General features: G+C 62.4%; 21 protein-coding genes. 15 read left to right on the forward strand and 6 right to left on the reverse strand.

The features are described 5' to 3' along the window. Positions 1 to 208 precede the first annotated feature (208 nt). Both nudC and D4754_RS14020 read left to right on the forward strand, forming a co-directional pair. Positions 209 to 1,192, forward strand: coding sequence for an NAD(+) diphosphatase (gene nudC, locus D4754_RS14015; protein WP_121064595.1), 984 nt, complete (start codon positions 209 to 211; stop codon positions 1,190 to 1,192). Between the two features lie 53 nt (positions 1,193 to 1,245). Then, the gene (locus D4754_RS14020) at positions 1,246 to 1,701 is read left to right on the forward strand and encodes an SRPBCC family protein (RefSeq protein ID WP_121064597.1); all 456 of its coding nucleotides are present in this window, start codon (positions 1,246 to 1,248) and stop codon (positions 1,699 to 1,701) included. Positions 1,702 to 1,746: 45 nt separating this feature from the next. Here D4754_RS14020 and D4754_RS14025 read toward each other — a convergent pair whose 3' ends face one another. After that, positions 1,747 to 2,958: a polyhydroxyalkanoate depolymerase gene (locus D4754_RS14025; RefSeq protein ID WP_240453889.1), complete on the reverse strand. Its 1,212-nt coding sequence runs from the start codon at positions 2,956 to 2,958 to the stop codon at positions 1,747 to 1,749. Between the two features lie 102 nt (positions 2,959 to 3,060). Here D4754_RS14025 and D4754_RS14030 point away from each other — a divergent pair, with 102 nt between their 5' ends. Then, entirely contained in the window at positions 3,061 to 3,717 is a 657-nt protein-coding gene (locus D4754_RS14030; protein WP_121064601.1) for a glutathione S-transferase family protein, read from the forward strand. A gap of 244 nt (positions 3,718 to 3,961) precedes the next feature. Here D4754_RS14030 and D4754_RS14035 read toward each other — a convergent pair whose 3' ends face one another. Next, positions 3,962 to 4,456 (reverse strand): ferritin-like domain-containing protein, encoded by a 495-nt coding sequence (locus D4754_RS14035; RefSeq protein WP_121064807.1) that lies wholly within the window; start codon positions 4,454 to 4,456, stop codon positions 3,962 to 3,964. 687 nt (positions 4,457 to 5,143) lie between these two features. On the opposite strand from D4754_RS14035, the gene D4754_RS14040 reads away from it, so the two are divergent. Then, the gene (locus tag D4754_RS14040; RefSeq protein ID WP_121064603.1) at positions 5,144 to 5,881 is read left to right on the forward strand and encodes an FRG domain-containing protein; all 738 of its coding nucleotides are present in this window, start codon (positions 5,144 to 5,146) and stop codon (positions 5,879 to 5,881) included. Further along, complete coding sequence (locus tag D4754_RS14045) at positions 5,878 to 6,987, forward strand: DUF262 domain-containing protein (protein ID WP_121064605.1); 1,110 nt, start codon at positions 5,878 to 5,880, stop codon at positions 6,985 to 6,987. Before D4754_RS14040 ends, D4754_RS14045 begins: the two co-directional genes overlap by 4 nt. 231 nt (positions 6,988 to 7,218) lie before the next feature. Here D4754_RS14045 and D4754_RS14050 read toward each other — a convergent pair whose 3' ends face one another. Beyond that, a complete protein-coding gene (locus D4754_RS14050) occupies positions 7,219 to 8,052 on the reverse strand; it encodes a prephenate dehydratase (RefSeq protein ID WP_121064607.1) in 834 nt (277 codons plus the stop codon). A 196-nt stretch (positions 8,053 to 8,248) separates the two neighbouring features. On the opposite strand from D4754_RS14050, the gene D4754_RS23995 reads away from it, so the two are divergent. From D4754_RS23995 to D4754_RS14075, 5 genes are all read left to right on the forward strand, one after another. Next, positions 8,249 to 9,214, forward strand: coding sequence for a c-type cytochrome (locus tag D4754_RS23995; RefSeq protein WP_205589636.1), 966 nt, complete (start codon positions 8,249 to 8,251; stop codon positions 9,212 to 9,214). A 312-nt stretch (positions 9,215 to 9,526) separates the two neighbouring features. Then, complete coding sequence (locus D4754_RS14060) at positions 9,527 to 11,461, forward strand: extracellular solute-binding protein (RefSeq protein ID WP_121064609.1); 1,935 nt, start codon at positions 9,527 to 9,529, stop codon at positions 11,459 to 11,461. Between the two features lie 7 nt (positions 11,462 to 11,468). Then, entirely contained in the window at positions 11,469 to 12,566 is a 1,098-nt protein-coding gene (locus D4754_RS14065) for a microcin C ABC transporter permease YejB (protein ID WP_121064611.1), read from the forward strand. A 3-nt stretch (positions 12,567 to 12,569) separates the two neighbouring features. Then, a complete protein-coding gene (locus D4754_RS14070) occupies positions 12,570 to 13,676 on the forward strand; it encodes an ABC transporter permease (RefSeq protein ID WP_121064613.1) in 1,107 nt (368 codons plus the stop codon). Then, positions 13,673 to 15,253 carry an ABC transporter ATP-binding protein gene (locus tag D4754_RS14075; RefSeq protein ID WP_121064615.1) on the forward strand — a complete coding sequence of 527 codons (1,581 nt, stop codon included), beginning with the start codon at positions 13,673 to 13,675 and terminating at the stop codon, positions 15,251 to 15,253. Before D4754_RS14070 ends, D4754_RS14075 begins: the two co-directional genes overlap by 4 nt. Positions 15,254 to 15,272: 19 nt before the next feature. On the opposite strand, the gene D4754_RS14080 is transcribed toward D4754_RS14075, so the two are convergent. Together D4754_RS14080 and hemN are read right to left on the reverse strand one after the other, a co-directional pair. Beyond that, positions 15,273 to 15,980, reverse strand: a complete 708-nt coding sequence (locus tag D4754_RS14080) for a DUF2306 domain-containing protein (protein WP_121064617.1) — start codon at positions 15,978 to 15,980, stop codon at positions 15,273 to 15,275. 57 nt (positions 15,981 to 16,037) lie between these two features. Next, the gene (gene hemN, locus D4754_RS14085) at positions 16,038 to 17,393 is read right to left on the reverse strand and encodes an oxygen-independent coproporphyrinogen III oxidase (RefSeq protein ID WP_121064619.1); all 1,356 of its coding nucleotides are present in this window, start codon (positions 17,391 to 17,393) and stop codon (positions 16,038 to 16,040) included. A gap of 80 nt (positions 17,394 to 17,473) precedes the next feature. Between hemN and fnrL the strand changes: the two genes are divergently transcribed. Further along, entirely contained in the window at positions 17,474 to 18,196 is a 723-nt protein-coding gene (gene fnrL, locus D4754_RS14090; protein ID WP_121064809.1) for a transcriptional regulator FnrL, read from the forward strand. A gap of 201 nt (positions 18,197 to 18,397) precedes the next feature. Here fnrL and D4754_RS14095 read toward each other — a convergent pair whose 3' ends face one another. After that, positions 18,398 to 19,237 carry a universal stress protein gene (locus D4754_RS14095; protein ID WP_121064621.1) on the reverse strand — a complete coding sequence of 280 codons (840 nt, stop codon included), beginning with the start codon at positions 19,235 to 19,237 and terminating at the stop codon, positions 18,398 to 18,400. 205 nt (positions 19,238 to 19,442) lie between these two features. On the opposite strand from D4754_RS14095, the gene ccoN reads away from it, so the two are divergent. Genes ccoN through ccoP form a run of 4 tightly spaced genes read left to right on the forward strand, consistent with a single transcriptional unit; the run spans position 19,443 to position 22,883 of the window. Beyond that, complete coding sequence (gene ccoN, locus D4754_RS14100; protein ID WP_121064623.1) at positions 19,443 to 21,053, forward strand: cytochrome-c oxidase, cbb3-type subunit I; 1,611 nt, start codon at positions 19,443 to 19,445, stop codon at positions 21,051 to 21,053. Between the two features lie 14 nt (positions 21,054 to 21,067). Continuing rightward, a complete protein-coding gene (ccoO, locus tag D4754_RS14105) occupies positions 21,068 to 21,799 on the forward strand; it encodes a cytochrome-c oxidase, cbb3-type subunit II (protein ID WP_121064626.1) in 732 nt (243 codons plus the stop codon). 9 nt (positions 21,800 to 21,808) lie between these two features. Continuing rightward, on the forward strand, positions 21,809 to 22,003 hold the full coding sequence (locus D4754_RS14110; protein ID WP_121064628.1) for a cbb3-type cytochrome c oxidase subunit 3: 195 nt from the start codon (positions 21,809 to 21,811) through the stop codon (positions 22,001 to 22,003). Continuing rightward, positions 21,990 to 22,883: a cytochrome-c oxidase, cbb3-type subunit III gene (gene ccoP / locus D4754_RS14115; protein ID WP_121064630.1), complete on the forward strand. Its 894-nt coding sequence runs from the start codon at positions 21,990 to 21,992 to the stop codon at positions 22,881 to 22,883. The genes D4754_RS14110 and ccoP overlap by 14 nt, the downstream gene beginning before the upstream one ends. Positions 22,884 to 23,189: the final 306 nt, after the last annotated feature.

Below are 23,189 nucleotides of genomic sequence, written 5' to 3' on the forward strand. Positions count from 1 at the left end.
GTTCGCGATCCCGGTACGGGATGCTTCCCGGCAAGCCTAACCGGGAACTGGGCAACAGGCCAACCGGTTGCATGCATCATCGTCACGTCGCTGTGGCGGCGGGGGACCAACTGCGCTAGCTCTCGGTCGGATACGACCGGCAACATCCCGGTCGGATACGACCGGCAGCACAGACCGGCCGGGCAGCACTGCGGGAAAGGAGCGCCAGATGAAACATGCCGAAACGGTGACCTTCGGCGGATCGGGCTTCGACCGCGCGGCCCATATCCGCAACGATCCCGCAGCCCTTGAGGCCGAACGCGCCCACCCGCGGGCGGCGGCCCTTCTGATCTGGCGCGGCAAGCCCATGGTGACAGGCGGCGACGCGCCGCAACTGGCGCTGGTGCCGATGCAGCATCCGCTCCTGTCCTCGGGCCTTGGCCGCACGGTGCGCGACCCGGTCTTCCTGGGACGCGAGGAGGACGGTTCGCCGCTCTTTGCCTGCGACATTTCCGGGTGGGAGCCCGAGGGTCAGGACCTGTCCGCGGTGGGCCAGTTCGTCGACCCCTCGCTGCAGCACCACCCGGCCTTTCCCGACGATTGCGTGTTCATCGAGATCCGCCGCGCCATGACCAGCCTTTCGCCCCGCGACGCAGAGCTGATGGCGATGGCCAAGGCGGTGATCAGCTGGCACGAGATCCACCCGTTCTGCGCGCGCTGCGGCGCGGCCAGCGACATCACCCATGGCGGCTGGCAACGCATCTGCCCGGCCTGCGGCGGGCATCACTTCCCGCGCACCGATCCCGTGGTGATCATGCTGATCCTCGACGGCGAAGACGTCCTGCTGGGCCGCGCGCCCAGCTGGCCCGACGGCATGTATTCCCTGCTGGCCGGCTTCGTCGAACCGGGCGAGACGCTGGAAGCCGCTGTCCGCCGCGAGGTGTTCGAGGAATCGGGCGTCGAAGTGGGCGAGGTGGGCTACCTGTCCAGCCAGCCATGGCCCTTCCCGGCGTCCCTGATGTTCGGCTGCGTGGGCCATGCGAAAAGCCGCGAGATCAAGATCGACGAGGTCGAGCTGTCGGACGCCCGCTGGGTCAGCCGGTCCGAGATGGTCGAGGTCTTCGCCGGCCAGCACCCCGATATCCGCCCCCCGCGACATGGTGCCATCGCGCAGTTCCTGCTGAAGAACTGGGTCGCCGATACGCTGGACTGACCCGGCGAAACCCGCGATAACACTCTGGTTTGAAACGCGGCGGGGCGGACTGGATGGAATTTTCGGCAACGGAAGATATCGATGCGCCGATGGAGCGCGTGTTCGAGCTTCTTTCCGATTTCGACCATTACGAACGCCAGGCCATCCGCCGCGGGATCGATGTCCGCCGGATTTCGGCCGCGTCGTCGGGCCCGTTGGGCCGGGCATGGGACGCGCGGTTCGACCTGCGCGGGCGCCCGCGCGAACTGCGGCTGGATCTGGTGCGGGAAGAGACGCCGCAGGGCCTGACCTTCGCGGCGGTCAGCAACGGGATTTCCGCCTCGATGGAGATCGACCTGATCGCGCTCTCGTCGCGCCGCACGCGGATGACGGCGGTTCTGAAGGTCGAACCGCGCACCTTTTCCGCCCGGCTGATGTTGCAACCCGTCCGTCTGGGCCAGCGCAAGATGACCCGCCGCTACCGGCAGCGGGTCGGCGAATTCGCAAAGCTCCTGGAAGGCCGGGCCTGAGTTTCGGGGCCTGAGTTTTTGGGCGCCCGGGCCTGGCGGTCTTCCCTATTCCATCGCAAGGATGGTGTTGCGCACCACCGGGTAGATCTCGTTGTTCCACTTGCTGCCGTTGAACACGCCGTAATGCCCGACATTGGCCTGCAGGTGGTGCCGCTTCAGGTGCGGCCGCAGCGACGAACACAGGTCATGCGCCGCACTGGTCTGGCCCAGCCCGCAGATATCGTCGCGCCCGCCTTCCACCGTCAGAAGCGATGTGTTGCGGATCGCTCCCGGGTTCACCTTGCGGCCCTTGTAGGTGAATTCCCCCGTTGCCAGGTCCGCCTTCTGGAATACCCGGTCGATGGTCTCGATGTAGAATTCCTCGGTCAGGTCCAGCACGGCGAAATACTCGTCGTAAAAGTCCTTGATCCGCGTGGCTTCCTCGACCTCTCCGGCCGCGAGATGCTTGTAGAGCTTCTGATGCTGCGACTGGTGCCGGTCCATGTTCATCGCCATGAAGGCGGTCAGCTGCACGAACCCGGGATAGACCTTCCGCCCGCCGCCGGGAAAGCGGTGGGGCACGGTGTGGATGACGTTGTTCTTGAACCAGTCCAGCGGTTTCTGGAACGCCAGTTCATTCACCTCGGTCGGGCTTTGGAAAACGTCGATGGGGCCCGCCATCAGCGTCATCGAAAGCGGCGTGGCGGGGTTCTTTTCCTCCGACATCACGGCCACGGCGGCCAGCGCCTGCACGCAGGGCTGACAGACGGCAACCATGTGACCGCCGGGGCCGATCTCCTCCATGAAGCGCATCAGGTATTCGACATATTCGTCGACCCCGAACCGCCCCGCATCCCGCGGCACGTCGCGGGCGTTCTTCCAGTCGGTGATGTAGACCTCGTGATCCTGCAGCAGCGTGCGCACCGTGCCGGCCAGCAGCGTCGCGAAATGGCCCGACAGCGGCGCCGTGACCAGGACCTTGGGCTGCGGCGTGTCGATATCGCGTTTGAAATGAAGCAGTTGCCCGAAGGGAAGGTCCAGTGCGACCTCCTCGGTCACGCGGACATCGCGATTGCCGATCCGCACCTTTTCGATGCCGAAGGATGGCCGGGTGTGGCTCAGCTGGAACCGCGAGATCATCTCCATCAGTGCTGCGTTGCGGCGAAAGATGCCGGCGAACGGACCCGCGGAATTGGGGTTGAAGGATAGCCCGAACAGGGCGGAGTTTCGCAAAGGGGTGATGAAATCATCAAACCCCTGGTAAGTTGCATAAAGCACGACGCACATTTCTCCTTCTTCTGGAAAAAGGCTAGCCACAGCCCAAACCGAATGCGACAAAAATTTGAACTTACGCTGCGGTGCGGCGAGGCGGGAGGGCCGATGTCAGACGCGACGCTTACTATTTCATCCAAAAACTATTCGTCCTGGTCCCTGCGCGGGTGGCTCCTGTGCAAGATGTCGGGAATCGCCTTCGTCGAACAGATGGTGGACCCGGAAGATGCGTCCTACCGGCAGGAACTGCTGCTCCTGTCGCCCTCGGTGCGGGTGCCGCGGCTGGTTCATGGCGACATCGCGGTGTGGGACACGCTGTCCATCGCCCAGTACCTGCACGAGGTCTTCCCCGACGCGGGCCTGTTCCCCGCCGATCCGAAGCAGCGCGCGCTCTGCCGGTCGGTGTCGGGAGAGATGCATTCCGGCTTCTACAACCTGCGCTCGGCGCTGCCGATGAACCTCAAGGCGCGCCATCCCAGCTTCAAGATCTTCTCGGGCGCGCGTCCCGATATCGAGCGGGTGAAGGAGATCTGGCACCAGTGCCTCGAAACCTCCGGTGGTCCGTTCCTGTTCGGGGCCGAGCCCACGGTGGCCGACGCGATGTACGCCCCCGTCTGCACGCGGTTTCATACCTATTCGGTGGAACTGGACGACACGCTCACCGCCTATTGCGACACGATCCGGTCGTGGCCGCTGATGGTCGAATGGACAGACGGCGCCGTGGCGGAACCGGAAGCGATCTTGGAACTGGAAGTGGAATTCTGAGGCGGAGGCCGAAAGCGGCCTCTCGCTGCCCTCTACCCCAAGGTCGCCACACGTGCGACGCTGCCGCGACAGGGCTTGCTGCCCTCCGGATCGGGAGGGCAGCTGTCATATCGATTGGGTAGGACCATCCCACGCTCTGCGTCTCTGACGCAAAGGTCGTGGGATGGAGCTGTCCGGGTATAGGGGCAGTCCGCTCAGCAAAGCCTGCATAGGCCATATGTGAACAGCTGACCCCCATATTGAGTCAGGCCGCGGCCTTGTTGACGCCACCGGTCGCGATCTCGGTCATGCGGCGGTCGCCGTCATAGGTCTCGTCCAGGCATTCCTGCAGCACGGCCCCGTCTTCGTCCTTGCCCAGACGATTGGCGAAGGCGACAAGGCAGCCATACCCGGCCAGCGCGTAATGAACCATCCGCTGGTACTGCGTGATGATCATCGCGTCGCGCGCATCGTCGTCGCCGAACTCTTCATCCAGCGCATGGGCCTTGGCTTCGGCAACAAGACCTTCCATGCCCTTGCAATGCTCGCCGGTCGGCTTGATGCCATGGGCGTTGCAGATCTCGGACACCTTCTCCATCCCGTCGCTGATGCCGTTCGACCCCGCGATCAGGGCTTCGGACAGCTCCTTGTTCTTGGCAGCGCGGCCAAGGGCGACCACCACGTCCAGCGACTGCTTGTTGGCGCTGTAGAGGTCCTGCAGCTGGTCATGGTACACGTCTTTGAGGCTGTTCATCGGCATATCGATCCCCTTCGTGATGCGATTTCTGTTGCCGAGACAACGCGTCAAAGCCGTATTGCGTTCCATCCGGTCTGCGCCCGCCGCAGGGGATGCACAGTAGCCCCTGTCCGCACGCGGTTCCCTGCATCCGTGGAGGAACTGCATGACACGCTCGCCGCGATAGCTGTCGGAACGTCACGACCGGCCCAGACCGGACCTTCAGCGTCCGCTCACGAAGCTTCGGCACAGCCCCGCGAAGCCGCCGTTCACCTGCGCTTGCCGAGCCGGGCGGGGGTGGGACGTCGTAGGTGCAGGCACATTGATCGATTGTGCTGAGCGCAGCGAGCTACAGGTCCGCCGTCCAAACTGTTGAACAGGTCCGCCGTCCAAACTGTTGAAACGTCCTGACCAAGCCCGACCATCTTTCGTGCGAATGGCGTCTTACGCCCGTTCCAGCAGCCCAAAGCTGAACGTGATTGCCGATGTTCAAGAGGGAAGGGCAAGTTCGCTAACACTACCCAAATTGGCAACCGCTGAAGGGCGAATCGCGCGCCGAGGAACTTGTCACTCGTGCAAGACGTGTTTGCGAAGTAGATTGACTCCCACATAGAAACGTCGATACTCGTGAAACGCTCGGCACCTTCAGAAGAGATGTCCCAAATGCCCAAGATTTTTGAAATGAATCAATAAAAATACGACGAGGAATCGATGTCAGACATAGCTATTTCAAAAATAGGGGAGCTGTCGGATGAGATCGCAAAGATTAAAGACGAATATGACGGGCCGCTTTGGTATCGCGGGCATGGAAACGCGGCTTGGGCTCTTATTCCGGGATACTATCGCACTGGGAAAAAAGTCTCGGAACACTCTCTGCTAATTAAATTCCGTCAAAGTGCGACGATGCTAGTGGAAAAGCCTCCGATTGATTCATTTGATTGGCTGTTTTTGATGCAGCATTATGGGGTGCCCACTCGTTTACTTGATTGGACGGAAAGTCCATTGGTGGCATTGTACTTTTGTGTGAATTCTGAGCCCAATGAAGAAGGAGCGATCTGGGCGCTGAAACCATCCAATCTTAACAGGATTGCCAGAATCCACGCGAAAGATGACGATGGTTTCATACCCTCATTTCAAGATGAAGAACTAACTCCATACAAGATCGAAAACATGAGGGGCCACAGCGTCGTTGAACTTCCTCCGGTCGCGACAATCGCAAGCCGGAATAACCCAAGAATCCAGGCGCAGCTCGGCGCGTTCACAATTCATCACATAGAGAATAATCCAATTGAGAGCCTTGGCGATAGAAGCCATGTAGCGCGAATTCTGGTTAGCGCCGAAGCAAAAGCGGAGCTTCGAACTGAGTTGGAACTACTCGGCTTTACAAAGTTTCAGATGTTCCCAGAGCTTGCTAGTGTCGGCGATCTGATACGGGAGAGCTTGAAATGAGCTTCATTGAAACATACGAGATGAAGGACAGCACGGCTATGTTGCTGTTCAGCGAGCGTGATGAAATTCAAACCGATCCAGACTATCAGAGAATGGGGGGGGTTTGGACGCTCGAAAAGCGTCAGCTACTCATTGATTCAATAGTAAATGGCTATGATCTCCCCAAGATCTATTTTCATGAACTTAGTCGCGAAACTGCTACCAAGACCGGGTTTAGGTATGCAATCATCGATGGTCGGCAACGGCTCGAAACGATTTGGCAGTTCATGGAAGACAGGTTTTCATTGTCATCAGACATCATGTATCAAAGAGATCCCGAAATTGATCTCGGAGGGCTGCGATATAGCGATATAGCCAAAGAGCATCCTCGCCTCCGGGTGAAATTTGACTCATTTGTTCTTCCAGTTGTCATCGTGCGTACAGAAGACGATGAAATCGATTTGATCGAGGACATGTTCTCGCGGCTCAACGAAGCTGTCCCTCTCAATGCTGCCGAAAAGCGGAATGCGTTTGGCGGCGATTTCGTGAAAGCGATTACTGAAGTTTCGATGCATGAATTCTTCACAGATAGAGTGCGATTCGGGAATAAGCGTTACCAGCACCGTGAAGTTGCCGCTCGCCTTATGCTTACTGAGCATAACGTTTTTTCACATGGAAGACTTATCGACACAAAAAAAGTTTATCTCGATCAGATCACTCACGAATTTAAGAAAGATTCGGACGGCACAGTCCCTGAATTATCCCAGCGTGTAAAGGACACTCTGAACTTGATGTGCAGTGAATTTCACCGGAACGATGAGCTACTAATGGCTCAAGGCGTCATGGTAGTCTACTATCTTGTATTCCAACGGGCGGCATCATCAGGTGAGCTGCAGAAAGTTTCAAGGCGATCGCTAATTGATTTTCGCGAAGAGCTGAGACGCAACAGGCAGCGTGCGGAGCACGACTATACAAGCTCGAGCTTCGATTATCTTGAATTTGATCGCCTTAATCAGCAGGGAACGAACGATGCGTCGAGTATTCGAGAGAGGTTCCGAATTCTCGCGAATTTCTTGGAGCTGCGGGAACCAGAAAATCTCCATTTCTCGGGACGTGAGGAATTTTGAATACGTAGCCGATTGCCACGGGGGCCGCCGAAAGGGTAGCCATTAAGCATTCGCGAAACAACTATTTCGAATAGCATCCGATGCGGCAACTATTCTTTTTGTCTGGCATCAACTGCGTTGGGTCGCATAAATCTCTGGTGACTGTAAGGCGCTCCTAAACTTTTGCGAATGCCGCTATCTTCCGAATAGCTGACATCGGCGCATAGCGCAGCGAATGACCGCTTTCCGCCCTCACTCCCGCCCCGGGTCCGCCGGGTACACGCCCAATATCTCCACGTTCGCGGTGAAGTAATCCAGCTCCTCCAGCGCGCGGGCGACGTTTGCGTCCTCGGGGTGGCCTTCGATGTCGGCGTAGAACTGGGTCGCGGTGAACGATCCGTTCAGCATGTAGCTTTCCAGCTTGGTCATGTTCACGCCGTTCGTGGCGAAGCCCCCCATCGCCTTGTAGAGTGCGGCGGGAATGTTCCTGACCTCGAAGATGAAGCTGGTGATCATGCCGTGATCGCCCCGGCGGGTGCGGTCGGGCTCGGGCGACATCAGCAGGAACCGGGTCGTGTTGGTGCTGTTGTCCTCGATATGGCGGGCCAGCACGTCCAGCCCGTAGATCTCGCCCGCCAGTTCGCTGGCCAGCGCGGCGGTTGCGGGATCGCCCGCCTCGGCCACGGCCATGGCGGATCCGGCGGTGTCGGCGCCGGTGATGCGGTGGATGCCGTGTTCCGACAGGAACCTGCGGCACTGGCCCAGCAACACCGTATGGCTCATCGCGTGGGTCACCTGGTCCAGCCTCGTGCCCGGCACGCCCAGCAGGTTGATGTGCACGCGGACGAAATGTTCCTCGATGATCTGCAGGCCCGATTGCGGCAAGAGCGTGTGGATGTCGGCCACGCGGCCATAGGTCGAATTCTCGACCGGCAGCATCGCCAGGTCCGCCGTGCCGTCGCGGACCGCGTCGATCGTGTCCTCGAAGGTGCGGCAGGGCAGGGCCTCCATCTCCGGGCGCGCGCGGCGGCAGGCTTCGTGGCTATAGGCGCCGGGTTCCCCCTGGAAGGCGATGCGGGCGGTCATGGGCTGAGGTTTCCCTATCGTGGCAGTCTTGGCATTATGGTGCCGGGCCACGGACGGGCCGGCATCGAGGATCGACCGGTGCGCAAGACGATCTGCGCGGGCGATTGGTCGCGGTGTCTATACCTTGCCTCGCGCGAGGGGAAGTCTTAGACGTCTTGCAAATCGAACAAGTGGATACGCGACCAATATGGACACGATGACAGCAACCAAAGCGGTGGCCGGTTTCTGCGGCGCGCTGCTGATTTTTCTGGTAGCCAAATGGATGTCGACCGGGATCTATGACGTCGAAATCGAAGGCGAACCGTCCTACGTCGTCGCTGTCGCTTCGACCGACGACACCAAGAAATCGGACGCACCCGTCAAGACCTTCGACGATTTCCTTGCCGATGCCAGCGTGTCCAAGGGCGAAAGCCAGTTCCGCAAGTGTCAGGCATGCCACAGCGTCGCCGAAGGCGACAACGGCGTCGGCCCGTCGCTGTACCATGTCGAGGGCCAACCCGTCGCCGATGTCGCGGGTTACGATTTCTCGGACGCGCTCAAGAGCCTCGGCGGCGACTGGACCCCGGACCGCTTGAACGAATTCCTGACCAAGCCGTCGGCCTACGCGCCGGGCACCAAGATGGGCTTTGCCGGGCTGGGCGACGAACAGGGCCGTGCCGACCTGGTTCTGTACCTTGCCGCACAGTCGCCCGAGGGTGACGCTGCCGCGACCGCGATCCAGGACGCTGCCAAGAAAAACGTCGAAGCCGCCAAGGCAGAGGCCGCCAAGACCGACGCTGCAGCGCCTGCCGCCGGTGACGATCACGCCGCCGCGACGACCGAGGATTTCGCCGCCATGGTCAAGGCCGCCGATCCGTCCAAGGGCGAACGCGTCTTCAAGAAGTGCCAGGCCTGCCATTCGGTCGAAGAAGGCAAGAACGGCGTTGGCCCCTCGCTTTACGGTATCGTTGGCGAACCGGTGGCCGATGTCGCGGGCTACGACTTCTCGGATGCCATGAAGGGTATCGGGGGCGACTGGACGCCGGATCGTCTGAACGAATTCCTGACCAAGCCGTCCAAGTACGTGCCGGGCACCAAGATGGGCTTTGCCGGCCTGCCGAAGGAAAGCGACCGCGCCGACGTGGTGGCCTATCTTGAAAGCGTGGCCAGCGGCGCCAAGTGATCGCGCAGCCGATAAACGGATGATCGAAGGGTCGCCCCGCGGGCGGCCCTTTTTCATTTCGCGGGCGCGCGCAGGTTTGTTACAGTCCCGACGACCTTCCGCGAACCGTGCCGCGAGGCTGTTTCAGCCGGATTTCCGATTGCCGGGCAATGGTTTGCCGAAATAGAACGACGCCGGAGCCTGCCGCGTGACGTGTCACGCCTTTCACGATTTTCTTAAACGGTCCCGCCTTGCACATTCCCGCGGCGGACCTTTAGCTAGGCCGCAGAACAGACGTGGCGCCAAGCCGCAATCCGCAGAGAGGAAGAGCCGATGATCCGTCCCCGCGTTTCCGTCCTTCGCAGCCTCAGATCGCCCGCACCGGCCCGGCCGCACCGATGGCGTCATGCCCTTGGCGCAGCCCTGCTGGCCCTGGCGCCCGGGACTGCCGCACTGGCGCAGAACGACGCGGAGCAGGAGATGATCGTCTCTCACGGGTATTCCTTCTTCGGCGATCTGAAATACCCCGAGGATTACGAACACTACGATTACGTGAACCCCGACGCGCCCAAGGGTGGCGAGATCGTGTTGTCGGTGCTGGGTACGTTCGATTCGATGAACCCCTACAGCCGCAAGGGCCGGGGCGGGGCGCTGAGCACGATCATGTACGAAAGCCTGCTGGGCGACATGCCGCTGGATGCCTACGGCGAAAACTACGGGCTTCTGGCGGAACGCGTCGAATACCCCGTCGGCAAGGACTGGGTGATCTTCCACATGCGGCCCGAGGCCAGGTTCTCCGACGGCACACCGGTCACGGCGCATGACGTGCTGTTCTCGCACAACCTGCTGCTGGAACAGGGGCTGCCCTCCTACGCCGTGGCGGTGAAGCGGCTGATCCCCAATGCCGAAGTGATCGACGACCACACGATCAAGTTCGAATTCACTCCCGGCGTGTCGCGCCGCAGCCTGATCGACCAGGTGGGCGGTGTCCCGGTCTGGTCGAAAGCGTGGTTCGATGAAACCGGCGCACGGCTGGATGAACCGCGGCTGGCAACCTCGCCCGGGTCGGGTCCCTACATGATCGACAGCATCGATGTGAACCGCCGCATCGTCTACAAGCGCAATCCGGATTACTGGGGCTGGGACCTGCCGATCAACAAGGGCCGCCACAATTACGACCGTATCCGGCTGGAGTATTTCGCCGACGACACCCCGGCGTTCGAGGCGTTCAAGGCAGGCGAGGTCACCTTCCGGTCGGAAAGCGATCCCAAATCCTGGGCCACGCAATACAATTTCCCCAAGGTCTCCAACGGCCAGGTCGTGAAGGAAGAGATCGACGACGGCACGCCGCCCACGCCCACCGGCTTTGTCTTCAACCTTGGCCGCGAGGTGATGAAGGACAAGCGCGTCCGCGAGGCGCTGTCGCTGGGCTACAACTTCGAATGGACGAACGAGTCGCTGCAATATGGCCTCTTCAGCCAGCGCAGTTCGTTCACGCAGAATTCCCCGTTCGAAGCCAAGGGCGCGCCCGAAGGTGCCGAGCTGGCATTGCTGGAATCGCTGGACGATCTGGTGCCGCCCGCGATGCTGACGGAACCGGCGCGCATGCCTCACGAATCCAGCGCCACCCGCCTGACCGACCGTGGCAACCTGCGCACCGCGATGAAGCTGCTGGACGACGCGGGCTGGCCCGTGGGATCCGACGGCAAGCGCCGCAACGCCGATGGCCAGCTGCTGCAGATCAAGTTCCTGTTCAACACCGCGTCCGAAGGGGTGCTGGGCGGTGTCGTGGAAAGCTACGTCAAGAACCTTGAAAGCATGGGGATCACCGTCAACCTCGATAAGGTCGACCCGGCGCAATACACCACCCGCGAACGCGATCGCGATTACGACATGGTGTTCGACAGCTACGCGTCCTTCCTTGAAGCGGGCACCGGCCTGATCCAGCGCTTCGGCTCGGCCGAGGCAGAGTTCTCGCTCTTCAACCCGGCAGGGCTGGCCAGCCCGATGGTCGATGCGATCATCGAGGCGGCGCTGAACTCGACCAACTCGGAAGAGGAATCGGCGGCGCTGATGGCGCTGGACCGGGCGCTCCGCTACGAATTCTTCATGATCCCGGTCTGGTACAAGGACAAGTCGTGGGTGGCGTATTACGACATGTACGAACACCCCGCGGACATGCCGCCGCTGGATGTCGGGTTCCTCGATTTCTGGTGGGTGAACGAAGACAAGGCCGCCGCGCTCCGGTCCTCGGGCGCGGTCAGGTAACTCACCTATGGTCGCTTACATCATTCGCAGGCTGCTGCTCATCATCCCGACGTTGCTGGGGGTGATGGTGATCAACTTCGCGCTCGTCCAGTTCGTGCCCGGCGGGCCGGTCGAACAGGCCATCGCCCGCGCGCAAGGGCAGGGGGACGTGTTCGGCAGCTTCTCGGGCGGGGTCCAGACGGAGCTTCCGGGCGGCGACAGTTCGGGCGCGGCCGCCAACAGCGAATATGCCGGCGCCCGCGGCCTGCCGCCGGAATTCATCAAGCAGCTGGAAGAAGAATACGGCCTCGACAAGCCGCCGGTGCAACGCTTCCTGCTGATGCTGGGCAATTACGCACGGTTCGATTTCGGCGAAAGTTACTTCCGCAAGATCTCGGTCGTGGACCTCGTGCTTGAAAAGATGCCGGTGTCGATCTCGCTCGGCCTCTGGTCGACGCTGATCGCCTACATGATCTCGATCCCGCTGGGGATCAACAAGGCGGTGCGCGACGGATCGCGCTTCGATACATGGACCTCCGGCCTGATCATCGTGGCCTACGCCATCCCCGGGTTCCTGTTCGCGATCCTGCTCCTGGTGTTGTTCGCAGGCGGGTCCTACTGGCAGATCTTCCCGCTCAGGGGGCTCGTGTCCGACGATTGGGAAAGCCTCAGCCTGCTGGGCAAGATCGGCGACTATTTCTGGCACATCACGCTGCCGGTGCTGGCCTCGACCATATCCGCCTTCGCCACGCTGACGCTGCTGACCAAGAACAGCTTCCTGGACGAGATCCGCAAGCACTATGTCATGACGGCCCGCGCCAAGGGGCTGTCTGAACGCAAGGTGCTCTACGGCCATGTCTTCCGCAACGCGATGCTGATCGTGATCGCGGGCTTCCCGGCCGTCTTCATCGGCGTCTTCTTCGGCGGCTCGCTGATCATCGAGACGATCTTCTCGCTCGATGGCCTTGGCCGGTTGGGGTACGAGGCCGCGGTCGCGCGCGATTACCCGGTGGTCTTCGGCACGCTGTTCATGTTCGGCCTCATTGGCCTTGTCGTGGGGATCCTGTCGGACATGATGTACGTGATCGTCGATCCGCGGATCGATTTCGAACGGCGGGAGGGCTGACCCATGGCGATGTCCCCCATCAACCAGCGCCGCTGGCGGAACTTCAAACGCAACCGGCGGGCCTACTGGTCGCTGATCGTGTTCTCGATCCTGTTCCTGATCACGCTGCCGGCGGAATTTGTGGCGAACGACAAGCCGATCCTCGTGAACTATCGGGGCGACTTCTACATGCCGGTCTTCCGCTTCTACCCGGAAACGGCCTTCGGCGGAGATTTCCAGACCGAAGCCGCCTACCGCGACCCCGAGGTGCGGTGCCTGATCGCGTCGGGCGGGCTGGATTCGTGCTTCGACGATCCGGAAGGCATCATCGAACAGATCGACGCGGGCACGTTCCAGGCCCCGGATTTCTATCGCGGCTGGTCGATCTGGCCGCCGATCCCCTACAGCTTCAGCACCACGGTCGACCGTCCCGGCGCCGCACCGCTGCCGCCCAACGAACAGAACCTGCTGGGCACCGATGACACCAAGCGCGACGTGCTGGCCCGCGTGATCTACGGCTTCCGGCTGTCGATCCTGTTCACGGCCATGGTCACGGGTGCGGCCAGCCTGATCGGCATCGCCGCCGGCGCGCTTCAGGGCTTCTTCGGCGGCTGGCTCGACCTGCTGTTCCAGCGGTTCATCGAGATCTGGTCATCCACCCCGTTCCTTTACGTGATCATCATCATGTTCGCGATTCTGGGGCGCAGTTTCTGGCTTCTGGTCTTCCTCATGGTCATCTTCTCGTGGACATCCCTTGTGGGCGTGGTGCGGGCCGAATTCCTGCGGGCGCGGAACTTTGAATATGTCCGTGCCGCCCGGGCGCTGGGGGTGGGGGACCTCACGATCATGTTCCGCCACATGCTGCCCAACGCCATGGTCGCCACGCTGACGATGCTGCCCTTCGTCATCACCGCGACCATCGGCACGCTGGCCACGCTCGACTTTCTGGGCTTCGGCCTGCCGTCCTCGGCCCCGTCGCTGGGCGAACTGACGCTTCAGGCCAAGCAGAACCTGCAGGCGCCGTGGCTGGCCTTCACCGCGTTCTTCACCTTCGCGATCATGCTGTCGCTTCTGGTCTTCATCTTCGAAGGGGTGCGTGACGCCTTCGATCCGCGGAAGGTGTTTGCATGAGCCCGCTTCTGGAAGTGGAAAACCTGACGGTCGCGTTCCGGCAGGACGGTCAGCGCATGCTGGCGGTCAAGGGCGTGTCCTTCACCGTCGACCGCGGCGAAACCGTGGCGCTGGTGGGCGAAAGCGGATCCGGCAAGTCGGTGACGGCCCTGTCGACCGTCTCCCTGCTGGGAGAAACGGCCGAGGTCGGCGGCAACGTGCGCTTCAACGGGGATGAGATGGTCGGGGCGTCCGACGCCCGTCTGCGGCGCGTGCGCGGCAATGACATCAGCTTCATCTTCCAGGAGCCGATGACCTCCCTCAACCCGCTCCACACCATCGAAAAGCAGCTGGGCGAAAGCCTGGCGCTCCACCAGGGCGTGACAAGCGACACGGCCCGCGCGCGGATACTGGAACTTCTGAACCGCGTCGGCATCCGCGAGCCGGAAAAACGGCTTTCGGCCTATCCGCACCAGCTGTCCGGCGGGCAGCGGCAGCGGGTGATGATTGCGATGGCGCTGGCCAACAAGCCCGACATCCTGATCGCGGACGAACCCACCACGGCGCTCGATGTGACCATTCAGGCGCAGATCCTTGAACTGCTGGCCGAGCTGAAATCGGACGAAGACATGGGGATGCTCTTCATCACCCACGATCTGGGGATCGTGCGGCGCATCGCCGACAAGGTGTGCGTGATGAAGGATGGCGAGATCGTCGAGGCCGGGCCGACGTCCGAAATTTTCGATAACCCTCAGCACCCCTACACGAAGATGCTGCTGGCGGCCGAAGCCACCGGCATGCCCGATCCGGTGCCCGAGGGCGCCGAGGAGATCGCCAGCACCGATCACCTGAAGGTCTGGTTCCCGATCACCGCCGGTCTGCTGCGGCGAACAGTGGATCATGTGAAGGCGGTCAACGATGCCTCGATCCGCGTGCGGGCGGGGGAGACGCTGGGCATCGTCGGCGAAAGCGGCTCTGGCAAGACGACGCTGGCGCTGGCGATCATGCGGCTGATCGCGTCCGAGGGCGGGATCACGTTCTGCGGCAAGGACGTGCGCAAGTATTCGACGCGCGGCCTGCGCGCGCTCAGGGCGGACATGCAGATCGTGTTCCAGGATCCGTTCGGGTCGCTGTCGCCCCGGATGACCTGCCAGCAGATCATCGCGGAGGGCCTGTCGATCCACAAGGTCGACCCGCACCGCGCGCCGCGCGAGCTTGTGGCGGAAGCCATGCGCGAGACCGGCCTCGACCCGGCGGCGATGGACCGGTACCCGCACGAATTCTCGGGCGGGCAGCGCCAGCGGATCGCGATTGCGCGGGCGATGGTGCTGCGGCCGAAGCTGCTTGTGCTGGACGAACCGACCTCGGCGCTGGACATGACGGTGCAGGTGCAGATCGTGGACCTGCTGCGGGACCTGCAGACGAAGTACGGGCTGGCCTACCTGTTCATCTCCCACGACCTGAAGGTCGTCCGTGCGATGTCGCACCGGGTGATGGTGATGAAGCAGGGCGACGTGATGGAATCGGGCTTGGCCGAGGACGTGTTCCTGCGGCCGCAAACCGAATACACCCGCCAGCTGATCGCCGCCGCCGGGTAGGTGCTGCGTGACGCGGTCCTCACCGGGGCGGGGTGAGGGACGGCGCGGGGCGAAGGCGGAGGTAGAGTTCCAGCAGCGCGAGATACGGCAGGTAGAAGGCGAAGAGCTGGATCTGGTCGAAGAGGCCGGTGAAATCCGGCCGGCTGTAGAGCCCGCCGGTGGCCAATGTCCAGAAAGTATAGTGGAGCCGGTAGATCCACGACGCCAGCGCCAGCACGATCAGGCGCAGCGCCCAGGCGCGGTGGCGCTGGAAGTCGCCTGCGCGTGCGAAGCGCCATGTCATGATCGCGGCAAGGCCCAGAAGCAGTCCGTAAAGGCCGAAGCCCAGGTCCATCAGCGACCCGCCAATGGTGCCGCGTAGAAGGATATAAGCCAGCCCCGCCACAGAGGTTGTCAGCGCCAGCGGGACGATCACCCGACCAAGCCCGCGATGCAGCCGGGGGCGACAACGGCGCAGCGCACCTGACAGCTGCAAGGGCGCCAGAAGCGACAGCAGGCCGCCCAGCCCCATATGCAAAAACATCGCGATATTGGTGGCCGGGGCACCGTCGCGGAGAAGATGGCTCGCCTCACCCAGCCCCGTGATGCCGAGGCTGGCCAGCATCCCTTCGGCCCCGAAACCTGTGGCGTAGAGAATGAAGGGGAGCTCCAGCAGGATCAGCACAAAGATCCCTGCCGCGCCCCGCCAGAGCCATGGTCTTGCCGTCTTCGTGCCTCTCGTCCGCATGGCGAAACCCTATCGCCAAAGCGGCGCGGCGGGCAGCCCCGTCTTCCGGTCGAGACGTCAGATGGCCGTGGAATGCCCTGTCTGGCTGGCCCCGTACGCGTCGAAGCACCGTGCAACGATGCGGGTCAGCGCGCGCGATTCCTCGGGCAGGGAGATGCCGTCGGCGGAGCGTCGTGCGACATCGGGAAGGCGTGCATCGAGCTTGTCGTACAGCGTCTCGACGCTCGCCCGGTCGATGCCGAATTCGGTCACGATCCTGTCCGTGTCGATGCGGAAGCGGCACATCAGTTCTTCGATCAGGCGGGCGCGCAGCTTGTCGTCGCCGGTGAAGGCATGGCCGCGGCTGGTCGCGAACCGGCCGTCGCGGATCGCGGCATTGTGCGCCGACGTCGCCGGCGCATTCTGCGTGTAGCCCTGCGGAAAGCGCGAGATCGAGGAGGCGCCGACGCCGATCAGGACCTCGGCATTGTCATCGGTGTAGCCCTGGAAATTGCGTCGCAGCCGGCCTTCCGACTGGGCGCGGGCCAGCCCATCCCCGGGGCGGGCGAAATGGTCGATCCCGATCTCGGCATAGCCGTCCCACGAAAACAGCCGCCGGGCGGTCTGGAAGAGCTGCAGCCGGTCTTGCGGAACCGGCAGCGTGTCGGTCGGGATCACCGACTGACGTCGCGACATCCATGGCACGTGGGCATAGCCGTAAAGCGCCACCCGGTCCGGTGTCAGCGACAGGAGCTTCTGTACGGTTTCGGTGATGCCCTCGGGCGTCTGGCGGGGCAGGCCATAGAGAATGTCGGTGTTCAGGCTGGTGATGCCCCTGTCCCGGAACAGTTCGACGGCATCGCGCGTGATCTCGAAGCTTTGCGGGCGGCCGATGATTTCCTGTATCTTCGGGGCGAAATCCTGCACGCCGATGGAGACGCGGTTCATCCCCGCGTCCATCAGGACATCGGCGCGGTCGGCGTCGATCTCGTTCGGGTCGATCTCGACCGAGAATTCGGCATTGTCCGCGAAGGGGGCAAGATCGCGCACCGCGCGGGCAAGGTCGGCGATCTGCCCGGGCTTCAGAAGCGTCGGCGTTCCGCCGCCCCAATGCAGGCGACCGATTCGCGCACCCGCGGGCAGCCGGTCTGCAATCATCCGCAGTTCGGCCTTCAAGATTTCGAGATAAACCTTAACAGGTTCGTCGTTCGTCGTTCCCTGTGTGCGGCAGGCGCAGAACCAGCAAAGCCTTCGGCAGAAGGGGACGTGGAGGTATAGAGAAAAGGTGCTTTCGGAAGGTATCTTTTCGATCCACGCCTCGTGATCGGACGCGCCGACGGCGGTATCGAAATGCGGGGCCGTGGGATAACTGGTGTACCGCGGCGCATTTGAATCAAAGAGGCCTAAATGGGCCAATTGTGAAACTGTCATCATGCGCGTAATGTATTCGGTAATCGAGAGGTGTTTCTTTGACACAGATCAACCCTGCTCCGCTTATGAAAACGCCCGGTGCGATGCCCGCCCCGGATTGTTCGTCGTGTCCTATTCGGCACCGGGCCGTCTGCGCGAAGTGCGAGACGGACGAGCTGCACCTCCTGGAAGGCATCAAGTACTACCGCAGCTTCGAAGCGGGCCAGACGGTCATCTTCTCGGGCGACCAGATGGAGTTCGTGGGCTCGGTCATATCGGGCGTGGCCACCCTGACCCAGACGATGGAGGACGGCCGCCGCCAGATGGTGGGGCTGTTGCTGCCGTCGGATTTCGTGGGCCGTCCCGGCCGGGCCGGATCTGCCTATGACGTGACGGCAACCACCGACATGGTGATGTGCTGTTTCCGCAAGAAGCCGTTCGAAGACCTGATGCACACCACTCCGCACGTGGCCCAGCGGCTTCTGGAAATGACGCTGGACGAACTGGACGCGGCACGGGAATGGATGCTGGTGCTGGGGCGCAAGACGGCGCGGGAAAAGATCGCGAGCCTCCTGTCGATCGTCGCCCGGCGCAGCATGGTTGCGGGCTCGCAGACGGCGGTCGAATCGGTGTCCTTCGACATGCCGCTGACGCGGGAGGCGATGGCCGACTACCTTGGGCTGACGCTGGAAACCGTGTCGCGCCAGGTTTCGGCGCTGAAGAAGGACGGTGTGATCGAGCTTCCGGGCAAGCGGCGGATCGCCGTGCCCGACATCGCGCGCCTGATGGAAGAAGCCGGCGACGACAGCGACGGCGGCTTCCTGTAAGGGCCGGCACGCGGGCCGTCTTGGCCCTGATCCCTTGAATTTTCGGACGGTGCATCTGTCGCCGGTTCCTGCCTGCGATGGGGCAGAGGAAACGCCGGCGCGCGCCCGGCGCGGGCCCGCCCGCCCACCTCCGCCGGATCGCGTGCCGCGATCCGTCGACCCGCACCGGGCGCGCGCCTCACCTTTGTGCGGTCGAACGGATCAGTGGGCCATGAAGACCGGGATGGTCGCCATTTCCAGCATGCTGCGGGTGGAACCGCCAAGGATCGCCTCGCGCAGGCGGGACCGGCCATAGGCGCCCATCACCAGAAGATCGGCGTCGCTGTCGATGCAGTGTCGCACCAGCACGTCGGACACCCGCGGCAGGGTCTTCGACAGGACGTCGATTTCGCATTTCACGCCGTGCCGCGCCAGCATCTGGCTGAGCATGCCGCCCGGGTCCGACCGCTCGGGGCCGTGGGGCGACGGGTCGACCACCACGATCCGCACGTTCTGCGCCGTCTGCAACAGCGGCAGGGCGCGGCGGGCGGCCACGATCGCCTCGTCGCTTTCGTTCCAGGCCAGCAAGACCGTCCCCGGAGCAGTCACGGGCGTGCTGTCCGGCGGCGTGATCAGCACCGCGGCCCGGCTGTCGAACAGGGCCGCTTCGACCACGGCCTCAAGCTCCACACCGCATCCGTCGCCATAGGGTTTGGGCAGCAGGACAAGATCGGAGAACCGCGCGCGGTAGGCAACATGGCGGGCAATATCGACGAGCTGGCACACACCGTGCCCGACCGACCAGCGCGCATCGGATCTTCCCAGCACGTCTTCGGCATGGGCCTGGATCTCTTCGGCTTCTGTCTGCGTGCGGGTTAGGGATTCCTGAACCACCATCGCGTTAGCTCCGGCGTAGTAATAGCCGACCTGCGACCGATCGACCCCCAGGCACAGCGCTTCGGCATGGGCATCCCACGCCGCTGCGAGTTCTGTGACATGAGCCAGCGGTGCAGCGGCATTCCGGATGTCGGTAAGAACGGTGAGCAAAGACTTGTATGCCATGATTTCACACTTCGAACTGAGGTCCCTGGGGCACGGTTCGACCGTCTGGTCGCACCGCAAAAGTTGCATGGAGGATCGGAAAATGTGTTGATGCAGATCAAGGTATCAAAAGATCATATTCTTCATTTACCAACCTGGCTGAATTCGTCGTGTTGGCTGCCTGTCTTAGGCTAGCGCGACCGAACCGAGGGGCAAGAGAGGCAAAATGTCTAGGATAATCAAGCTAATTGTGCTTGGCGTTATCGTTCTGATCGCGATGATGGCGATGAACTATGCACGTGATGTGGCATACATGGTTCACGCCGGACTTGTGATGGTGATCGCGATCGGGCTGTTTCTGTTCACGGCGTCGCAGGACGCCGCGCAACCCGCGCTGGATCCGCATCCGGAAACCGAATATTTCGACAGCGTCGTCCGCGCCGGCGTCATCGCCACGGCCTTCTGGGGCGTCGTCGGTTTCCTGGTCGGTGTCGTCATCGCCTTTCAGCTGGCCTTCCCCGCGCTGAATTTCGAGTTCCTGCAGGGCTATGGCAACTTCGGCCGGCTGCGGCCCCTGCATACCTCGGCCGTGATCTTCGCCTTCGGCGGCAACGCCCTGATCGCCACCTCGTTCTACGTCGTGCAGCGGACCTCGGCCGCGCGGCTCTGGGGCAAGGGGCTGGGCTGGTTCGTCTTCTGGGGCTACCAGCTGTTCATCGTGCTGGCGGCCACCGGCTACCTGATGGGCGGCACGCAATCCAAGGAATACGCCGAGCCGGAATGGTACATCGACCTGTGGCTGACCGTGGTCTGGGTTGCCTACCTGGCCGTGTTCCTGGGCACGATCATCAAGCGGAAGGAGCGCCACATCTACGTGGCCAACTGGTTCTACCTGGCCTTCATCGTCACCGTTGCCATGCTCCACGTGGTGAACAACATGACGGTCCCCGTCTCGGTCTGGGGATCGAAATCTGTGATCGTCTGGTCGGGCGTGCAGGATGCGATGACGCAATGGTGGTACGGCCACAACGCGGTGGGCTTCTTCCTGACGGCGGGCTTCCTGGGGATGATGTATTACTTCATCCCGAAGCAGGCCGATCGCCCGGTCTATTCCTACAAGCTGTCCATCGTTCACTTCTGGTCGCTGATCTTCATCTACATCTGGGCCGGTCCGCACCACCTGCACTACACCGCGCTGCCTGACTGGGCCTCGACCCTTGGCATGGTGTTCTCGATCATCCTGTGGATGCCGTCCTGGGGGGGCATGATCAACGGTCTGATGACGCTTTCCGGCGCATGGGACAAGCTGCGCACGGACCCGGTGATCCGGATGATGGTGATCTCGGTCGGCTTCTACGGCATGTCCACCTTCGAAGGGCCGATGATGTCGATCCGGGCCGTCAACTCGCTGAGCCACTATACCGACTGGACCATCGGCCACGTGCACTCGGGCGCGCTTGGCTGGAACGGGATGATCACCTTCGGGGCGCTCTATTTCCTTGTCCCCGTCCTGTGGAAGCGCGAGCGGCTTTACAGCCTGCAGATGGTGTCCTGGCACTTCTGGCTCGCGACCATCGGCATCGTGCTCTACGCCGCGTCGATGTGGGTCACGGGCATCATGGAAGGCCTGATGTGGCGCGAGGTCGATCAGTACGGCTTCCTCGTCAACTCCTTCGCCGACACCGTGGGGGCCAAGTTCCCGATGTATGTTGTCCGCGCTCTGGGCGGGGTCCTGTACCTCACCGGCGGGATCATCATGTGCTACAACCTCTGGATGACCGTAAAGGCGGCGCCGGCGAAAGACGCCAGCCTCGCCGCCCCGGTCCCGGCTGAATAAGGAGGGCCGGAGAGATGTCCATTCTTAGCAAACACGGGTTCCTGGAACGCAACGCCACGCTCCTGCTGGTCTGTTCCTTCCTGGTGGTGACCATCGGCGGGATCGTGCAGATCGCACCGCTCTTCTGGCTGGAAAACACCATCGAAGAGGTCGAGGGCATGCGCCCCTATTCCCCGCTCGAACTGCAGGGGCGCGAGATCTACATCCGGGAGGGCTGCTATGTCTGCCATTCCCAGATGATCCGCCCCATGCGGGACGAGGTGGAGCGGTACGGCCACTACTCGCTGGCGGCGGAATCGCAGTACGACCACCCGTTCCAGTGGGGATCCAAGCGGACCGGGCCGGACCTGGCCCGGGTCGGCGGGCGCTATTCGGATGAATGGCACGTGCAGCACCTGCGCAATCCCGAAGCGGTGGTGCCGGAATCGGTCATGCCGAAATACGCCTTCCTTGAAAACCAGGTGGTCCGCGCGAAGGAGGTCTACATCAAGGACCTGATGGAAACGCACCGCTTTGTCGGCGTGCCCTATACCGACGACATGATCCAGAACGCCTATGCCGATTTCGCCGCACAGGCCGATCCCGACAGTGACTACGAAGGGCTTCTGGAACGGTATCCGGGCGCGCAGGTGCGCAATTTCGACGGCAAGCCGGGGATCTCGGAAACCGACGCGCTGATCGCCTACCTGCAGATGCTGGGCACGCTGGTCGATTTCTCGACCTTCACGCCCGACGCAAGCCGATAGGAGAGGACCATGGAAGAATACACGTTCCTGCGGCAGTTCGCCGACAGCTGGATGCTTCTGGCCCTGTTCCTGTTCTTCATCGGTGTCGTGATCTGGGTCTTCCGGCCCGGGTCGAACACGACCTACCGGGACACGGCCTCGATCCCGCTGCGCAACAGCGACAAACCCCTGAGCCCGAAGGAGGCGTCAGATGAGCACGCATGATCCAAAGCGCCCGGGCCAAGGGTCCGAATCCGATCCCGAAACCACCGGCCACGAATGGGACGGCATCAAGGAGTTCAACAACCCGCTGCCGCGGTGGTGGCTGTGGATCTTCTACATCACCATCATCTGGGGCATCGGCTACACCATCGCCTATCCCGCATGGCCCGGCATCACCGGTGCCACCAAGGGGGTCCTTGGCTGGTCGTCCCGCGCGCAGCTGGAAGAAGAGGTCAAGGTGGTCGACGAAAAGAACGCCGCGATCAACCAGCAGCTGGACCAGGTCGACCTGGCCAGTATCGGCAGCGACCCGGATCTCAACAGGTATGCCACTGATCTGGGGGCGTCGGTCTTCCGGACCTGGTGCGCGCAGTGCCACGGGGCCGGGGCAGCCGGCGTGAAGGCCGCGGGCTATCCGAACCTTCTGGACGACGACTGGCTGTGGGGCGGCACGATCGACGAGATCTACACCACCATCAACCACGGCATCCGGAGCGAGGAAGACCCCGACACCCGCTTCGGCGAGATGCCGGCCTTTGGCGACATGGAGATGCTGGAGCAGCCCCAGATCGAGGCGGTGGCGAATTACGTCATGACGCTGGCGGGCGAAACCCCGCCCGATCAGGGCCTCGTGGCCGAGGGCAAGACCGTCTTCGCCGACAATTGCGTGGCCTGCCATGGCGAGGACGGGAAAGGACAGGAGGCGCTTGGCGCCCCGAACCTGACCGACAAGATCTACCTCTATGGCGGCAGCTACGACACGATCCTGGCCACCATCCAGCATGGCCGCGGCGGCGTGATGCCCGCCTGGGGCCTGCGCCTTGACGACGCCCAGGTGCGCGCGGTGGCGGTCTATGTCCATCAGCTGGGCGGCGGTCAGTAAGACCCTGCCGCATGCAAAAAAGAACGGCCGCCGGGCAGTGCCCGGCGGCCGGTTTCGATTACGGATGGCTTTTTCAAACGATGGCGTCGCCCCTCTTGGGGCCTGGGAATCTTGCCGGGATTGCCCGGTTTCCGGTTGTAGCCCGTCAATGCAACGGGCCGGGATGGTCAGCGCGGTTCGTTGTTCTGTCCAGCAGCTCACCGGGTGCCCGGAAAGATGAAACGTCGCAGGCGGATGGAAAACCGCTTACGCGATGTACATTTTGACCCAAGTCAAAGTTGGCGTATCAAGGGCCTGTCACAAGGC

It is taken from the genome of Chachezhania antarctica (assembly GCF_003646465.1).
Classification (GTDB): domain Bacteria; phylum Pseudomonadota; class Alphaproteobacteria; order Rhodobacterales; family Rhodobacteraceae; genus Chachezhania; species Chachezhania antarctica.

Bases quoted from the DNA above. Each gene is read 5' to 3' on its own strand.
- nudC (WP_121064595.1), top strand. From the start codon at position 209: ATGAAACATGCCGAAACGGTGACCTTCGGCGGATCGGGCTTCGACCGC.
- D4754_RS14020 (WP_121064597.1), top strand. From the start codon at position 1,246: ATGGAATTTTCGGCAACGGAAGATATCGATGCGCCGATGGAGCGCGTG.
- D4754_RS14030 (WP_121064601.1), top strand. From the start codon at position 3,061: ATGTCAGACGCGACGCTTACTATTTCATCCAAAAACTATTCGTCCTGG.
- D4754_RS14035 (WP_121064807.1), bottom strand. From the start codon at position 4,456: ATGCCGATGAACAGCCTCAAAGACGTGTACCATGACCAGCTGCAGGAC.
- D4754_RS14040 (WP_121064603.1), top strand. From the start codon at position 5,144: ATGTCAGACATAGCTATTTCAAAAATAGGGGAGCTGTCGGATGAGATC.
- D4754_RS14045 (WP_121064605.1), top strand. From the start codon at position 5,878: ATGAGCTTCATTGAAACATACGAGATGAAGGACAGCACGGCTATGTTG.
- D4754_RS14050 (WP_121064607.1), bottom strand. From the start codon at position 8,052: ATGACCGCCCGCATCGCCTTCCAGGGGGAACCCGGCGCCTATAGCCAC.
- D4754_RS23995 (WP_205589636.1), top strand. From the start codon at position 8,249: ATGACAGCAACCAAAGCGGTGGCCGGTTTCTGCGGCGCGCTGCTGATT.
- D4754_RS14060 (WP_121064609.1), top strand. From the start codon at position 9,527: ATGATCCGTCCCCGCGTTTCCGTCCTTCGCAGCCTCAGATCGCCCGCA.
- D4754_RS14065 (WP_121064611.1), top strand. From the start codon at position 11,469: ATGGTCGCTTACATCATTCGCAGGCTGCTGCTCATCATCCCGACGTTG.
- D4754_RS14070 (WP_121064613.1), top strand. From the start codon at position 12,570: ATGGCGATGTCCCCCATCAACCAGCGCCGCTGGCGGAACTTCAAACGC.
- D4754_RS14075 (WP_121064615.1), top strand. From the start codon at position 13,673: ATGAGCCCGCTTCTGGAAGTGGAAAACCTGACGGTCGCGTTCCGGCAG.
- D4754_RS14080 (WP_121064617.1), bottom strand. From the start codon at position 15,980: ATGCGGACGAGAGGCACGAAGACGGCAAGACCATGGCTCTGGCGGGGC.
- hemN (WP_121064619.1), bottom strand. From the start codon at position 17,393: ATGATGACAGTTTCACAATTGGCCCATTTAGGCCTCTTTGATTCAAAT.
- fnrL (WP_121064809.1), top strand. From the start codon at position 17,474: ATGCCCGCCCCGGATTGTTCGTCGTGTCCTATTCGGCACCGGGCCGTC.
- D4754_RS14095 (WP_121064621.1), bottom strand. From the start codon at position 19,237: ATGGCATACAAGTCTTTGCTCACCGTTCTTACCGACATCCGGAATGCC.
- ccoN (WP_121064623.1), top strand. From the start codon at position 19,443: ATGTCTAGGATAATCAAGCTAATTGTGCTTGGCGTTATCGTTCTGATC.
- ccoO (WP_121064626.1), top strand. From the start codon at position 21,068: ATGTCCATTCTTAGCAAACACGGGTTCCTGGAACGCAACGCCACGCTC.
- D4754_RS14110 (WP_121064628.1), top strand. From the start codon at position 21,809: ATGGAAGAATACACGTTCCTGCGGCAGTTCGCCGACAGCTGGATGCTT.
- ccoP (WP_121064630.1), top strand. From the start codon at position 21,990: ATGAGCACGCATGATCCAAAGCGCCCGGGCCAAGGGTCCGAATCCGAT.